The 15,136-nt window shown below is 34.5% G+C and carries 15 protein-coding genes; 10 read left to right on the top strand and 5 right to left on the bottom strand.

The annotated features are described in order from the left end of the window. Positions 1-25 precede the first annotated feature (25 nt). From ftsY to FIT61_RS01890, 9 genes are all read left to right on the top strand, one after another. Positions 26-1,192: a signal recognition particle-docking protein FtsY gene (gene ftsY / locus FIT61_RS01930; protein ID WP_139882890.1), complete on the top strand. Its 1,167-nt coding sequence runs from the start codon at positions 26-28 to the stop codon at positions 1,190-1,192. A gap of 15 nt (positions 1,193-1,207) precedes the next feature. Then, entirely contained in the window at positions 1,208-1,870 is a 663-nt protein-coding gene (gene ftsE / locus FIT61_RS01925; protein WP_139873165.1) for a cell division ATP-binding protein FtsE, read from the top strand. Next, on the top strand, positions 1,871-2,776 hold the full coding sequence (gene ftsX / locus FIT61_RS01920; protein ID WP_139882888.1) for a permease-like cell division protein FtsX: 906 nt from the start codon (positions 1,871-1,873) through the stop codon (positions 2,774-2,776). A 118-nt stretch (positions 2,777-2,894) separates the two neighbouring features. After that, positions 2,895-3,755 (top strand): RNA polymerase sigma factor RpoH, encoded by an 861-nt coding sequence (rpoH, locus tag FIT61_RS01915; RefSeq protein WP_139882886.1) that lies wholly within the window; start codon positions 2,895-2,897, stop codon positions 3,753-3,755. A gap of 67 nt (positions 3,756-3,822) precedes the next feature. Next, positions 3,823-4,203 (top strand): gamma-butyrobetaine hydroxylase family protein, encoded by a 381-nt coding sequence (locus FIT61_RS01910; RefSeq protein WP_420886459.1) that lies wholly within the window; start codon positions 3,823-3,825, stop codon positions 4,201-4,203. Continuing rightward, positions 4,196-4,948, top strand: a complete 753-nt coding sequence (locus FIT61_RS01905; RefSeq protein ID WP_139873162.1) for a class I SAM-dependent methyltransferase — start codon at positions 4,196-4,198, stop codon at positions 4,946-4,948. The genes FIT61_RS01910 and FIT61_RS01905 overlap by 8 nt, the downstream gene beginning before the upstream one ends. Next, on the top strand, positions 4,945-5,505 hold the full coding sequence (locus FIT61_RS01900) for a ubiquinone biosynthesis accessory factor UbiJ (protein ID WP_139873161.1): 561 nt from the start codon (positions 4,945-4,947) through the stop codon (positions 5,503-5,505). Before FIT61_RS01905 ends, FIT61_RS01900 begins: the two co-directional genes overlap by 4 nt. Next, positions 5,502-7,046 (top strand): ubiquinone biosynthesis regulatory protein kinase UbiB, encoded by a 1,545-nt coding sequence (ubiB, locus tag FIT61_RS01895; protein ID WP_139882884.1) that lies wholly within the window; start codon positions 5,502-5,504, stop codon positions 7,044-7,046. The genes FIT61_RS01900 and ubiB overlap by 4 nt, the downstream gene beginning before the upstream one ends. Before the next feature lie 16 nt (positions 7,047-7,062). Beyond that, on the top strand, positions 7,063-8,490 hold the full coding sequence (locus tag FIT61_RS01890) for a high affinity choline transporter 1 (protein ID WP_139882883.1): 1,428 nt from the start codon (positions 7,063-7,065) through the stop codon (positions 8,488-8,490). Here the strand turns inward: FIT61_RS01890 and mutM are convergent. From mutM to FIT61_RS01865, 5 genes are read right to left on the bottom strand one after another with little or no spacing between them, the layout of a single operon-like run. Beyond that, positions 8,487-9,302 carry a bifunctional DNA-formamidopyrimidine glycosylase/DNA-(apurinic or apyrimidinic site) lyase gene (mutM, locus tag FIT61_RS01885; RefSeq protein WP_139882881.1) on the bottom strand — a complete coding sequence of 272 codons (816 nt, stop codon included), beginning with the start codon at positions 9,300-9,302 and terminating at the stop codon, positions 8,487-8,489. The two genes, FIT61_RS01890 and mutM, sit on opposite strands and share 4 nt — an antisense overlap. Before the next feature lie 8 nt (positions 9,303-9,310). After that, positions 9,311-10,198, bottom strand: coding sequence for a DUF4340 domain-containing protein (locus FIT61_RS01880; protein ID WP_139882879.1), 888 nt, complete (start codon positions 10,196-10,198; stop codon positions 9,311-9,313). Positions 10,199-10,207: 9 nt separating this feature from the next. Further along, the gene (locus FIT61_RS01875; protein ID WP_139882877.1) at positions 10,208-11,593 is read right to left on the bottom strand and encodes a GldG family protein; all 1,386 of its coding nucleotides are present in this window, start codon (positions 11,591-11,593) and stop codon (positions 10,208-10,210) included. A gap of 6 nt (positions 11,594-11,599) precedes the next feature. Next, positions 11,600-12,346 (bottom strand): ABC transporter permease, encoded by a 747-nt coding sequence (locus tag FIT61_RS01870; protein WP_139882875.1) that lies wholly within the window; start codon positions 12,344-12,346, stop codon positions 11,600-11,602. Between the two features lie 23 nt (positions 12,347-12,369). After that, the gene (locus FIT61_RS01865; protein ID WP_139882873.1) at positions 12,370-13,302 is read right to left on the bottom strand and encodes an ABC transporter ATP-binding protein; all 933 of its coding nucleotides are present in this window, start codon (positions 13,300-13,302) and stop codon (positions 12,370-12,372) included. A gap of 155 nt (positions 13,303-13,457) precedes the next feature. Between FIT61_RS01865 and FIT61_RS01860 the strand changes: the two genes are divergently transcribed. Beyond that, the gene (locus FIT61_RS01860; RefSeq protein WP_187351817.1) at positions 13,458-15,128 is read left to right on the top strand and encodes a tetratricopeptide repeat protein; all 1,671 of its coding nucleotides are present in this window, start codon (positions 13,458-13,460) and stop codon (positions 15,126-15,128) included. Positions 15,129-15,136: the final 8 nt, after the last annotated feature.

Here is a 15,136-nt window from a genome sequence, read left to right as displayed (position 1 = left end):
CATTAAGTTCTTAAAATTTTAAAAAATGTTTGAATTCCTGAAAAAAATTATAAAGAAAGACAGCCCAGAAAAGAAATCTGCGGCAAAAAAAGAAGTCGCCAAAAAACCACAAAAAAAAGGTCCTTCAGCACCAAAACAAAAAGTTTCTAAAACTCCAAGAATTTCTGAGAAAAAAGAGGCATTAAGGCCGAAACAACGTTTCGAGCCATCTCCCAAAGTTGTTGAAAAAAAACCAATTGCAACTTCTGAAGAAAAAATAATACCCAAAGAAGAAAAGAAAAGTGGTTTTTTTGGTTTTGCAGACAAAATAAAGAAAGGCCTCACCAGAACTCGAGAAAAGTTAACCACTGAACTTACTACATTATTTTCTGGCAAAAAAATCGATGAGGCACTCTTTGAAGAGTTAGAAACAATATTACTTACTTCCGATGTGGGCATTTCTGCTACTACTTATCTCTTAGATAGCATTAGAGCTTCTATAAAAAAGAATAATATAGAAAATGCAGATGAGATTAAGGGTTTACTGAAAGAAAAATTAATTGAATTATTGGCTCCTATCGAAAACCCTTTGGTACTAAAAGGAACAAATCCTTATGTCATTATGGTTGTAGGAGTAAATGGTGCAGGCAAAACAACTACTATTGGAAAGCTTACAAAAATTTTCCTTGATGAAGATAAATCTGTATTAATTGCTGCAGGCGATACTTTTAGGGCGGCTGCTACAGAACAACTGCAAGTATGGGGTCAAAGAAATAATGTTCATGTTGTTTCACAAGCTTCGGGTGATCCAGGTGCTGTTATTTTTGACGCTATCAACTCTGCGAAAGCAAAAAATATTGATATCGTGATTGCGGACACAGCAGGTAGATTGCCTACACAAAAACATTTAATTGATGAAATTACAAAAGTTAAACGTGTGATTAACAAATGTCACACTGAAGCACCTCATGAAATTCTTCTTGTGTTAGATGCAAATACCGGGCAAAACGCCATCAGTCAGCTTAAGATATTTAACGAGGCTTTAGGAATTACCGGTCTTGCCCTAACTAAGCTTGATGGAACCGCTAAAGGTGGTGTTATTGCAGCGATTGCTAAAGAACAACCGATCCCATTAAGGTATATTGGTGTTGGTGAATCTATAGATGATCTAAAAGTTTTCAACGCGCAAGAATATGTAGATGCGCTTTTTTAAAATCGGTTTTTATTAATGATTAAATTTGATCAGGTCCACAAAAGATACCCCGGAAATTTAGAGGCATTACAAAACATTACTTTTGAAATTAATGCTGGTGAACTTATTTTTGTAACAGGTCCTTCAGGGGCAGGAAAATCAACATTATTAAAATTAATTACAGCGATTGAACCTCCTACACACGGGACAATTATTTTTGAAAATCAAAATTTAAGTCAAATAAAAAGTGCTGCCATTCCTTATATAAGAAGGAAATTTGGGTTAGTTTTTCAAGATCATAAACTTCTATATGATCGTAATTGTTATGAAAATATTGCACTTGCTTTGGAGATTAATGAGGTGAGCATAAATGATGTTAGAGGTCGTGTTCGAGCAGCTCTAGACAAAGTGGGATTGCTTAATCGGGAAAAATCAATGCCTATTAGCTTGTCAGGTGGCGAACAACAGCGTCTAGCAATTGCAAGAGCCATTGCTTGTAGGCCTTCGATTTTACTTGCGGATGAGCCCACAGGAAATTTAGATAAGAAATATGCAGATGAAATTATGGATCTTTTTTATAACTTTCAGGATCTAGGTGTGACTGTGATTATCGCAACACATGAAATACCAACTACTTCGAAAAAACATAAGCAACTTTACTTACAAGAAGGCAATCTTATAAAGATTACTGACCAATAGATGAATTACTTCGTTTCTCATTATCAAATACTACTGAAAGCGCTTCAGCGCAGTCACGCATCAATGCTTTCTACTCTTATGATGTTCTTGGTTATAGGTGTTACATTGATTTTGCCGAGTATATCTTTCCTGGTAGTACAAAATTTAAAATCGATTTCTGAAACTATTCAGCATGAATCTCAAATTACTATTTTTCTTAAAAAAGATATTTCAGCAGATGCGAAAAACAAAATCGAAAAAGAGTTAAAAAGTCGAATTGAAATTAATAATTATCATTATGTTAAAAAAGAGGAGGCTTGGCCTAAACTTCAAAAATCAATGGGCTTTAACGAATCAAATAATGGACTCTCAGACAATCCATTACCTGATGCTTTTTTTGTTTCGCCTAATAGCGTCAATCCAAATCAAATTGTGATTTTAAAATCATCTCTGGATAGACTTGAGGGGGTAGATCAAGTGGTTGTTGATACGGGTTGGGTTAAAAAATTAAACTCTTTGCTCCATTTAGCAAATAAAGCTATTTTTTTAGCATCAATTTTATTGGCCTCTATGCTCACAATGGTCATTGGTAATACTATTCGCCTTCAAATGACTTCGCACCACGAAGAAATTGAATTGAGTAAATTAATTGGTGCTACAAATCAATTCATAAGAAGACCTTTTTTGTACAGTGGGTTTATTTATGGTTTAGGGGGCGGATTAACTGCTGCTCTCAGCCTCAAATTGATTGTAATATTCTTAAATCAAACTGTGGTTGAGGTTGAGGCTCTTTATGGGACCCAATTTATTATTATTGATTTAACTCTTCTACAGTACTTATCTATTGTTGGCAGCTCAATTCTGATTGCTGTCGCGGCTTCTTTTATCTCGATTAATCAATCCATTAAAAAATTAATGACTACTTAACCTATTGTATTTATTAGGTTAATTTAAAATTTAGGGAACTTTATTAAACTAGCACTCTCTAATGAAGAGTGCTAAAATTACGCTTTTTAATGTAGTTTTTACAAAGGATTTTATTAAGATGACTTTGGATCTAAGCTTACCTGCATTAGGCTCTATAGATAGTTACGATCGCTATATGCAATCCATTAGAGCCATTCCCTCTCTTACTGCCGAAGAAGAGATAGAACTTGGTATGCGTCTTAAAAAATCAAACGACCTTGAGGCAGCTAAAACACTGATTTTGTCTCACTTAAAGCTAGTAGCTAAAGTGGCTAAGGGCTATGCCGGATATGGACTTCCTCAATCAGACTTAGTTCAAGAAGGCAATATTGGCCTTATGAAAGCTGTAAAGCGATTTGACCCTGAGAGAGGTGTAAGACTAGTGTCTTTTGCAATCTACTGGATTAAAGCAGAAATTCAGGAATACATCGTTAAAAATTGGCGTTTAGTTAAAACAGCAACAACAAAGGCTCAGCGTAAATTATTTTTTAATTTACGAAGTATGAAAAAAACTCTACAGCCTCTTAAGTCTGATGAGATCAATTCGATCGCTAAAGAGCTCAATGTTAAACCCGAGGATGTTCGTGAAATGGAGTATCGTTTTAATGGTAACGAAATTTCATTAGATTATGGTTCAGAAGAATCAGAAGATGATGTCTTCAGGCCCATTGCTTATCTTAAAGATGAAGCGCCAGAACCTTCAGAAAAAATGGAGCTAGATCAATCTGAAGGAAATAGTTTATCGTCCCTTAGTAAAGCACTTTCATCGCTTGATGAAAGAAGCCGTCTTATCCTAGAAGAAAGATGGTTAAAAGATAAAGACGCCTCAACACTTCATGAACTTGCAGATAAACTTGGTGTATCAGCTGAAAGAATTCGACAAATCGAGCAAGCAGCTATGAAAAAAATTAAATTATTGATGTTGTCTTCCAGTCATTAATTTTTTAAATTTACCAAAAAAGCCAAAAGAACTCCGATAAAATAGTTTTTTTAGGCTTCTCCATAAAGTGACAATAAGTAACGCTAAAATATACCCCTTAGAAATTAAGCTTCATCAAGCATCCAAGCTATTAGAAATAAAATTTAGCAACCTAACTGAATGTATGCTTTCCTGCGAATTTCTTCGAGTACATTCACCATCAGCTGAAGTAAAAGGTCATGGACCAGGCCAAGAAATACTTCAAACACATAAGGAAAATGTCAGCATAGAAAGTATTGAGCCAGTCGGTCAGTATGCAGTCAAATTAGTATTTTCAGATGGTCATAATACAGGCATCTATACATGGGATTATCTATATGAGCTTGCTGCAACCTATGAAGTGCTTTGGGAAGAGTATATAAAAAAATTATCAAATGCTGGTATTCAAAGAACAAAAACGGATGGCTAATAAAAAAACACATTTTGGTTATAGTGAAATAGATGCATCACAAAAAGCAGGCAAAGTAGCCTCTGTATTTCATTCTGTCGCTTCAAATTATGACCTAATGAATGATCTGATGTCATTTGGTATGCACCATATTTGGAAAAAATTTCTTGTGAATACATCTAACATCAAGAAGGATGCTCGTATTCTAGATATTGCTGGAGGAACTGCAGACCTATCTATTCTTCTTGCAAAAAAAATTGGGGTGCAATCAGCCAACTTTAAAGGTCAAATGATTCATTCAGATATCAATTTATCTATGTTAAATATTGGCCGTGATAAATTAATTGATCAAGGTATCTTTATACCTTCCATCTTATGCGATGCTGAATCCCTTCCATTTCCGGATAACTATTTTGATTGTGTCACTATTGGTTTCGGCATTCGTAATATGACAGATAAAAAGAAGGCACTGAAAGAAATTTATCGAGTTTTATCTCCAGGGGGAAAAATTTTAATTCTAGAATTTTCAAAAATATGGAAACCATTACAATTTTTTTATGATCAATTCTCGTTTAAATTATTACCAAAGTTAGGCAAATTATTTGCCAAAGATGAATCAAGCTATCAATATCTTGTTGAATCTATAAGAATGCATCCTGACCAGGAATTATTAAAAAAAATGATGGAGGAAGAGTCATTCTCTAAAGTGGAGTACCTTAATTTATCCTCGGGCGTCGTCGCAATTCACATGGGATACAAATTTTGATCATTGACACTATAAAAAGAAATCTTACTAATCATTTATTTCAACAAAATGAATGGTTAAAAAAAGACTTTTCCAAACATAAATCAAAATCTATTTTATTCGTTGTTGGTCCGATTCATTATGCATTCAGGGTGAATGAAGACGGTATTCCAGAATACAAGGAGTATATTGATAATTATGATGCAGAAATTAAATTATCTATATCATCAGCTTTAGAGCTGATGCGCGGTAATAAAAAAGCAAATATTGAAATTAAAGGTGATATAGATTTTGCAACAGTAATAAGTAGCGCATTAAAAGATATTGAATGGGACTATGAAGACGATTTAAGTGAAGTGATTGGTGATATTCCAGCTTATCATCTTGTAAAACTAGGAAAAAAAATCCTTAAAACCACAAAAGAAACATCATTCAATATCGCAGATACCTTCAAAGAATATTGGCTCGAAGAAAAACCACTTATTGCAAAAAAAAGACTGGTTGATCAATTCAATAAAGAAGTTGATACCTTGCGATTTGATGTTGATCGCTTAGAGCAAAGACTTCAAAAACTATGAAATATATTAGGCTTATTTACATTATCTACATACTCCTTAAGTATCGCCTTGAGGAGTTTATTATATTCAATCGAAAGCTCAATCTTCTTGCTCGCTTTATCTCAATAATCTTTTTCTTTAGGCCACATAATAAAAATAGAGGAACAAGACTTAGGCTTGCGCTTGAAAATTTAGGTCCTATCTTTGTTAAGTTCGGCCAACTGTTATCTACTAGAAGAGATCTCATTCCCTTGGACATTGCTGATGAATTAGCTTTGCTCCAAGATCAAGTACCTCCTTTTCCATATAAAGATGCCGAAAAAATTATTACGGGCTCGTATGGCAAGTCACTAGATAAGATTTTTAAATCTTTCGATACTAAGCCAATAGCAAGCGCATCAGTAGCACAAGTTCATTTTGCAACACTCCATGACGGTAAAGATGTTGCAGTCAAAATATTAAGGCCCAATATCAAGCACGTCATCGATAAAGACATTAAGCTTTTATATCTTATCGCTCGCTTACTAGAATTAATCTGGTCTGATGGAAAGCGCCTAAGACCCAGAGAAGTGGTTGCTGAATTTTATAAGCATGTGCAGAGCGAATTAAATCTTATGTTAGATGCAGCAAATTGCAGTCGCTTAGGTGAAAATTTCAAAGATAAAAAATTACTTATCGTACCAGAAGTTTATTGGGATTTTTGCAATGAAGACGTGATGGTGATGGAAAGAATGCATGGAACACCAATCAGTCATGTCGAAACACTTCGTAAGAAAAAAATTAACATCAAAGATCTTGCTCGCAATGGTGTAGAGATATTTTTTACCCAAGTATTTAGGGATAGTTTTTTTCATGCAGATATGCATCCTGGCAATATTCAAGTGGCTGATGATGGACGCTATATTGCTATGGATTTTGGAATTATGGGCTCTTTAAGTGAGAACGATAAGAACTATTTAGCACGTAATTTTTTAGCTTTTTTTAAGCGTGATTATCATGATGTGGCTCTGGCTCATATCGAGTCTGGATGGGTCCCTAAGGATACTTCTATTGATGAATTTGAAAATGCTATTCGTTCGGTATGTGAGCCTATATTTAATAAACCCTTAAAAGAAATTTCGTTTGGACGTTTGCTCATTAGATTATTTCAAACCTCTAGACGTTTTAATATGGAAATTCAACCCCAACTAACAATGCTCCAAAAAACACTTTTAAATGTAGAAGGTCTTGGTAGAAACCTAGATCCTGATTTAGACTTATGGGAAACAGCTGCCCCATTTTTAAAAAAATATATGTCGGAACAAAAAGGTATTAAACATATTATTAAAAGCTTAAAAAATGAATTTCCTCATTGGCTTCATCTCACGCCTAAATTACCTAGACTCATTCATGAATTTCTCGAAAAAAGTAATTCACAAAATAAAAACGTAATGACAAAAGATGACTTTGAAAGCTTCTTAAAGTCTCAGAGGAATCAAACTCGTTGGTTTAAAATCATAATCACTTTCATTGGAATTACTTTATTGGTAAATTTAGTGATCTTGTTTTATTTTATTAAATAAATTAAGGAAGCAGTAATTGCTTATCTGGTTTGTATCTCTATATCTATTAGTTACTATTGGAATCGGCATCTTTGTTTCTTCTCGCGTTAAGAATACTAAAGATTATGCCGTGGCAGGTCGCCACCTTCCGCTTCCTGTAGTTACTGCAACCGTCTTTGCTACATGGTTTGGCGCAGAAGCCATTTTTGGCGTTTCATCAACTTTCGTTAAAGAAGGATTAAATGGTGTTGTAGCTGATCCCTTTGGCTCAAGTCTTTGTTTGATTATTGCCGGCTTATTTTTTTCCTCTAAATTATACAAATTAAATATCATCACCTTAGGTGACTTCTATAAAGCCAGATACAACAGAACCATTGAGGTTTTAACGACTATCGCTATTGTTATTTCGTACTTAGGATGGGTGGCAGCACAGATTAAGGCGCTTGGTTTGATATTTAATATAATTACAGATCAATTTATTAGCGAGCAAATGGGTATGATTATTGGTACATTAATTGTACTTACTTTCACCACATTTGGCGGTATGTTGTCTGTGGCTATTTTAGATTTTATTCAAATGATCGTGGTTATTGGTGGGCTTCTTTATATTGCAAATGCGATTTCTCAATTAACGGGCGGAATTAGTCCTGTAATTGAAAGTGCTGCCATTAATCATAAACTAGATTTTTTCCCTAAAGGTGATATTTGGACATGGATCACTTTTTTTGGGACATGGATTACTATGATGCTGGGATCAGTTCCTCAACAAGATGTATTTCAACGAGTTACATCTGCGAAAAATGCAAAAATTGCCTTATACGGCTCGATACTCGGAGCATTAATTTATTTTACATTCACATTTGTACCAATGTTTATTGCTTACTCAGCAACTTTAATTGACGCAGAATATTTTAATGGTCTTGTAAATAGAAATTCACAACACGTTTTACCAATGCTTGTACTTAATTACATGCCTTTATTTGCTCAGGTAATATTCTTTGGAGCAGTTTTATCAGCTATTATGAGTTGTTCATCAGCTACACTTTTAGCACCTTCCATTACTTTTGCAGAAAATATTGTAAAAGGGTATTTTCCAAAAATTAGCGATAAGCATTTACTTAAAATTATGAGAATTACACTTGTATGTTTTTCTTCTATTGTTTTACTTTATGCACTCAGTTCAAATCTATCAATTTTTAAAATGGTTGAGTCAGCTTATAAAATTACACTTGCGGGCGCATTTGTCCCGCTTGTGTTTGGTGCATTTTGGAAAAAAGCAAATAGTCAAGGAGCTTTATTGGCTATTATTGGAGGAATAGGATCTTGGTTATTTGCTGAAATTTTTCTCGGTAACCATGCACCAATACCTGCACAACTTATAGGCTTGGGTAATAGCATTATTGGGATGATAGTAGGTTCTTTGCTTCCTAAAATCATAAAGGAAGCAGATAAAATCAATAATTAAGTTTGGCATTTAGGGCAAAAAAAGCTTGATCGCTGCGCAATAATTATTGATTCAATGGTTGATCTGCACTTGCGACAGGCTTTCCCTTTTCTTCCATACACTGCATATGTTTGTTGAAAGTACCCGGACTGTCCGTTCACATTATAAAAATCTCTAAGTGAACTGCCTCCTAATTCGATAGCTTTATGTAGTGTTTCTTTGATATATTTTACGATCTTCTTACATTCACTTAATGTGACGTCCTGAGCTATTCTGCTTGGAAGTACACCAGCTTTAAATAATGATTCGCTCGCGTAAATATTTCCAACTCCTACAACAATATGGCTATCCATAATAATATTTTTTATAGTAGTTTTTTTATTTTGTATTTTTAAAAATAAATATTTTTCAGTAAATAATTTTTCCAAGGGCTCGGGGCCTAATTTTGATATCAAAAAATGCTGGCTAATATCATTCTCTACCCAAAGTATGGAGCCAAATCTTCTAGGGTCTGTATATCTTAAAATATTCTTTGTGTTGTGAAATTGAATATCCACATGATCGTGCTTATGCGGGGAAATATCTTTCCTTAAAATTTCAAGTCGTCCGGACATGCCTAAATGAATCATTAGATGCCCATTCTCAAATTGAATAAGAATATATTTGGCACGTCTTTTAATATTTAATATTTTTTTGTTAGGAAGTGTTTTTTTTAAATGCGACGGAACTGGCCATCTTAGAGAAGGGTTTCTAACAATAATATCTTTGATAGATTTTTTAAGTATGGGCTGAAGTCCCATACAGGTAATCTCAACCTCAGGAAGTTCCGGCATAAATAAATTTATTTTTTAGGCTGCTCAATCGGTGGATTCATCATCGTAAACCCAATATCACTACCGAAATGATAGAGCAAACCCTCATCAACCCTAAATAGTTGAGTTTCAGGAGATTCTTGCACTCGTAAAAAAGTAATTTTTTTACCGCCTTCAGTGCGAACATCAAAACTCTTGTATGGTATTCTTAAATCTAAAGGATATTTTTCTACTGATCTTGCAGGATTTTTAACCCAAGTCATATCAAACCATTCAGCCATCTCGTCTTGTTTAAGTGAGTTGCCCTCATTGGCTTTCCATTCGTTATTACTGCGTGATACTTTTAAGCGTTTAGGTTGCCATTGCTCAAGTCGAGAAAAATCAAATTCTTTAACTTGCTCTGTTCTACTTAGAGGTGATTTATCAATAAGCTCTATAGGCTGAGTAGATGCGGCCTCTGAATAAGAACCACTGATAAGATATACGTTATTTTTATATAAAAGATATTGATCTTCCGTGACGGAATTATATGTACCAAAAATAAACTCTTCTTCTGCACCCTTATGTTGAAGTTTTAATTTAACGATAGGCTTATCTAAGCCATATTTAGGCAGGTCATTTGATGGTAATTTTTCACTACTAGATGTTGCCACGATAGAAATAATTTTTTGAACTGAAAATTGATCTGCGCGACCTTTGATCGGCTCAAGCATATCCCAGGCTTCATTATTTTTTTTAATAACAACAGATGCCCTAGAAGGAAAATCAATCTTAAGAGCATCAAAATCACTTAAATTAAAAGCGCTGACTTCAAATTGTTTTGTTTGTTTTTTTTGTGGGGGTTTAAGAGCTAAAAAAAGAGAAATCGATAAAACGATCACAAGCAAAATAATATTAATTAGCCAACGATTTTTCATGTTTCTATACTAAGCTTTTCTGCGCTTAAACCAGAAAAAAATGCCTAAAACAAAAATAATGATTGGGATGAAATACTGGAAGCTATGGAATACTGTCCAGGCGACCAAGACGGAAGTGTTATCATTTGGAATAGTTACATTCACATCTTTCAAGGGCATGGGCTGAATAGAGATTAAATTATCGTCTCCTGACAACCAATTGATCATATTAATGCCAAGATCTAAATTACCACCTGTCGTAATGAATGTATTAGATAAGAAATTTCCATTGCCAACTACAACTACTCTTTGACCTTTTTTACCATAAGTCCTCTGGAGAGCGACTGCAATATTAATGGGGCCTGGTTTGTCATTATTCTTATCAAAAGTTGATTTTTGATTCGCTTTTGATTGTGAAGACTCTAACCAACCATTTGGAGAAACCTCGATAAGTTTACTAACTTCCCATCCATTATCTAACGTGCCTTTAGCGCTTACTTCATGCGCGTTCGAAAAGAGCGTTCTTAGCATAAAGTTTTTAGTGATTGCATGTACGCCATAGGAGGATGCGAAGGATACATTTTCATCAGCACCCTCAACTTTTGCTGTTGGATCTACTACATGTTCATTTGAAACAGTGAGTCCAAGATATGAAGCCACCTCTTCCAAGCCATGAAAGTTATTATCATCAAGAAGCCAAAGTAAATTTCCACCAGATTCTAGGAATTTTTTAATTTTTTTAGCTTCTACAGCTGAAATATTTTTTTGTGGGCTAGCAATTACTAGCATTGAACCATTTAAGGGCACTTCTGATTCAACAGCAAGGTTTGGATTGGCAAATTTAAAGCCCTTGGATTCTAATTGCTTACCGAATTCGCCTACGTCATTGTTTTTAAGTCCAATTAAATTTCTTTCGCCGTGACCATCTAAATACATAACAGCTTGCTGATTGGTTCTAGATAAACGCATAAAAAGATTGGTCATCTCCTGCTCGGCAAAAGGAGGATTGATGTGCTCTGATCTTTTTTGATACTCAACTACAACTTCACCATCTACCTTAATTCCCATTTCTTGCGCTAATTTTGGTTCTTCTATAGGGCTAATAAATTTAATATTGATATCAGGCTTAGTTCTTTGATACCTGGTCATGAAATTAATAATGCCCTGTCTAAACGTATCTCCATTATTAACATCATCTTTAGATGCAAACACGGTTAGTGAAATTGGTCCTTTCATTTGTTTAAGGACATTGATGCTTCCAGTGGTGAGCGTATTTCGATTGGCTTGTGTAATATCTTTTGAATATTTATATTGATTTGCAAGAAAACCCAAAAGAAATACTAAAACAATAAATAGAACAACAAAAAAACTATTCTGAATGAGAATTTGTAATCTTAATTTTGAATTAATTTTCATAAATATTTATCCACGAAGCCTGTCAGCGTCGAGACGTCTAATCGTTAATGTTAAAAATGTTGATATAAATAAAAAGAAATACATTAAATCTGAGCTATCAATAAGGCCTCTTGAAAAGCTTTGAAAATGCTTCATAAGTGATAAGTAAGAGAACCAATGATTAGGATCGCTTGCAAAAAAACGTTCCATAATCATTAATGCAAAAAGAGAAATAAAACTTAATATTGCAGCAATAATAGGTTGTTGAGTTAAGCTTGAAAAATAAATACCGAGCGCTGAAAAACTCGCTACAAGCAACCAAAGGCCTATCGAGTTAGCAATGAGATAACCAAAATCTATATCTGCCCAAATATTAAGTGTTGTGAGCATAAGAAAAATATAAAAAACAAGAATACTTAAAAAAACAATTAAGCCTACAAATTTTCCCAGAACTATTTCAGTAAGCGAAATGGGTGCGCTGAATAAAAATGGTAAGGTTTGACTTCGTCTTTCTTCGCTAATAAGTCGCATTGTAAGAAGAGGAACTGCGAAAAGCATAATAAAAGAAGCAATACTATAAACTGTTTGCCCAACAAATATAGTGACGCCCACACGCTCAGCAGGCCTAATAGCACCTGACATTACCTCAAAGTAATTGTTAACACCTGTAAGGTAATAACTTCCAAATGCCATCATAAGAAGCGCGAGAATAATCCATCCCATCGGGGACGCGAACAAACTTTTAAGTTCTTTTCTTGCAATATTTAAAATCATTTTTGGTTACCACTCATATGTGTTTAATTTTTTTGTTTCTTTTCAGTTAATTGTACAAAAACATCTTCAAGGCTTGTTTGATCAGGAGCAATTTGATAAAGCCCCCAACGATTTTTCACTGACAGCTTCACGATAGCTTCTGACGGTGATTGTTTGTTTTTAAAATGTATGCGATACATATCTGCCTCAACTTTTTCAACCTTAGTCACACCTTCAATATCTTTCAGCGCTGACAAAGGAGGTGCTTTTGAAAAACCTGCTAAAAGTTTATTTCCTTGTCGATGTTGTTTTAATTCGTCAATAGAGCCATGAAATACTAAATTACCTTTATCAATAATCTGCACACGATCACAAACCATCTCAACTTCAGGAAGAATATGTGTGGACAAAATAACGCTATGCTTTTGACCTATTTCCCGAATAAGAGATCTAATTTCTCTAATTTGAATCGGGTCAAGACCTACTGTTGGCTCGTCTAGAATAACAACTAATGGATTATGAATAATAGCTTGAGCAATGGCTACACGCTGCTGATATCCGTTCGATAAGTTTTCAATTAATCGCTTGCTCATGTGACTTAAACCGCATTTTTCTTTTGCAATATCTACAGCTTTTTTAATTTGCTTACTAGGCACCTTGTGAAGACGAGCAGCAATAGTTAAAAACTCGTCAACCGTAAGTTCTTTATATAAAGGTCGCATTTCAGGCAAATAGCCAATCAATGCTTTTGCTTCTTTAGGGTTTTCGATCATGTCGATACCACAAATTTTTACCGTACCAATCGAAGGAGCCAAATTACCCGTGAGCATACGCATGGTAGTAGATTTGCCAGCGCCATTTGGGCCCAAAAAGCCTAAAACTTCGCCCTTTTCTAGATGAAAACTTACATTTTTAACAGCCTCACGGCCACCAAAAAGACGTGTCAGCTCAATAGCTTCTAGGGTTAAATTCGACATAGATGTTTTTTTGAATTTTTATTGAAAAAATGAATCATAGATTATACATATTAAAAATATTGTTTTGGTTTATTAACCGTCGCATCATTGTTATCGGACTAATAATTAGTCAAATTAGTTTAAAATATTGTAGAAATCAAATCTCAGGAAACTTTATGCATCTGCTTCGAATATTTTCACTTTTTACTCTTCTATCCTTTGGCGTGCTTGCTAATGCTAAACCTGATCCATCTGGCTCTATTGACAATTATACCAATCCCGATCTTGTTTTTAAGCTCTTACTGGCTGAAATTGCCTCTCAGCGTGGCGAACTTAATCTTGCTAGCGAACTTTTTTTAGATTTAGCAAAGCAAACAGATAATGCACTTTTAGCCGAACGGGCTACGAGACTGACTAGCTATACAAGAAATGGCGTAATAGCTTTAGAAGCTTCTAAAATTTGGAATGAGCTTAATAAAGACTCTATTGATGCACAACAAGTGCTCAGTGAGATTCTTATAGCAAATAATAAACTCAATGAGGCCAAGCCAATTCTTCAAAAACTTTTACTTAAAGAAAAAACAAGAGCAGGTGGTTTTTTGTATTTAAATAGTCTGTTCTCGAGAGTGTCGGATAAAAAAGCCGTATTGGCTCTTGTCGCAGATTTAGCTCAGCCTTATCCCAAATTAGCTGAGGCACATTTTGCTGTGGCTCACGCTGCCTGGTTAAACAAAGATCAAAAAACATATGAAAAAGAACTAGCCTCTATAAATCAAATTAAGCCAGATTGGGAAATGCCTATTTTATTCAAAGGGCAGATCTTAGCCCAAGAAAATCCTGAGAGAGCCCTTGCTTTTTTTAGTGATTTTTTAAACAAATATCCTAAATCAAGCGAAGTAAGACTGGAATATGCAAAATTACTCACTAATGGTCGAAAGTTTAATGAAGCAAAAACTGAATTTATCAAGCTTGTAAATACTGCTAATAGTTCAGCAGAAATTACAGTCGCTGTGGGTCTATTGTCAATAGAGCTTGAAGATTACGATCTTGCGGAAAAATATTTCCTGCAAAGCTTAAAAAGAAATCCCAAAGACAAAGATCAAATATTCGTCTATCTTGCGAAGATAGCAGACAAAAAAAATCAAAGCGAAGCAGCAATTACTTGGCTCAATAAAATTAACAATGGGCCTCGCTTTATTGAATCAAAACTAATCACGGCTGAAATCATTGCAAAAAAAGAATCCGTTGACAAAGCTTTGCGTTTTTTAGACAAACTCAACGCAAATTCGCCTGATGAAAAATTAACCCTCATTCAATCAAAGGCATCATTTCTCACCAGAGCTAATCGCCACCAAGAGGCATTTCAAATTATGCAAAATGAGGCATCGAACTTCCCTCATTCACCTGAATTTAAATTTGATTATGCGCTTCTTGCCGACAAATTAAATAAATATGACTTAATGGAAAAGCTTTTAAGAGAGGCTATTAAAATCAAACCTGATTATGCTGTTGCATACAATGCTCTTGGATATTCATACGCGGATCGTAATATCAATTTAGAAGATGCTAAAAAATATATTGAAGTTGCTTTATCAATTTCGCCTAATAATCATTATATTTTAGATAGCATGGGCTGGCTCTATTATAGATTGGGTAAACTAGATTCAGCACTTTCATTTATTCAAAAAGCATACGACGTGCAACCTGATCCTGAAATCGCCGCACACCTAGGTGAGATTTTATGGGCCCAAGGAAGAAAGAAGGAAGCAAATGATATCTGGGATCTTTCACTTCAATCATTTCCTGATAATGAAATTTTAAAAGAAACCTTCAAAAGACTTCATTAATTTTCAAG

Origin of the sequence: Candidatus Methylopumilus rimovensis (assembly GCF_006364615.1) — a bacterium.
Classification (GTDB): domain Bacteria; phylum Pseudomonadota; class Gammaproteobacteria; order Burkholderiales; family Methylophilaceae; genus Methylopumilus; species Methylopumilus rimovensis.
This window is presented reverse-complemented; position numbering and strand designations above follow the sequence as displayed.

Coding starts and splice junctions, on each gene's coding strand:
- ftsY (WP_139882890.1), top strand. CDS start 26: ATGTTTGAATTCCTGAAAAAAATTATAAAGAAAGACAGCCCAGAAAAG.
- ftsE (WP_139873165.1), top strand. CDS start 1,208: ATGATTAAATTTGATCAGGTCCACAAAAGATACCCCGGAAATTTAGAG.
- ftsX (WP_139882888.1), top strand. CDS start 1,871: ATGAATTACTTCGTTTCTCATTATCAAATACTACTGAAAGCGCTTCAG.
- rpoH (WP_139882886.1), top strand. CDS start 2,895: ATGACTTTGGATCTAAGCTTACCTGCATTAGGCTCTATAGATAGTTAC.
- FIT61_RS01905 (WP_139873162.1), top strand. CDS start 4,196: ATGGCTAATAAAAAAACACATTTTGGTTATAGTGAAATAGATGCATCA.
- ubiB (WP_139882884.1), top strand. CDS start 5,502: ATGAAATATATTAGGCTTATTTACATTATCTACATACTCCTTAAGTAT.
- mutM (WP_139882881.1), bottom strand. CDS start 9,302: ATGCCGGAACTTCCTGAGGTTGAGATTACCTGTATGGGACTTCAGCCC.
- FIT61_RS01880 (WP_139882879.1), bottom strand. CDS start 10,198: ATGAAAAATCGTTGGCTAATTAATATTATTTTGCTTGTGATCGTTTTA.
- FIT61_RS01875 (WP_139882877.1), bottom strand. CDS start 11,593: ATGAAAATTAATTCAAAATTAAGATTACAAATTCTCATTCAGAATAGT.
- FIT61_RS01870 (WP_139882875.1), bottom strand. CDS start 12,346: ATGATTTTAAATATTGCAAGAAAAGAACTTAAAAGTTTGTTCGCGTCC.
- FIT61_RS01865 (WP_139882873.1), bottom strand. CDS start 13,302: ATGTCGAATTTAACCCTAGAAGCTATTGAGCTGACACGTCTTTTTGGT.
- FIT61_RS01860 (WP_187351817.1), top strand. CDS start 13,458: ATGCATCTGCTTCGAATATTTTCACTTTTTACTCTTCTATCCTTTGGC.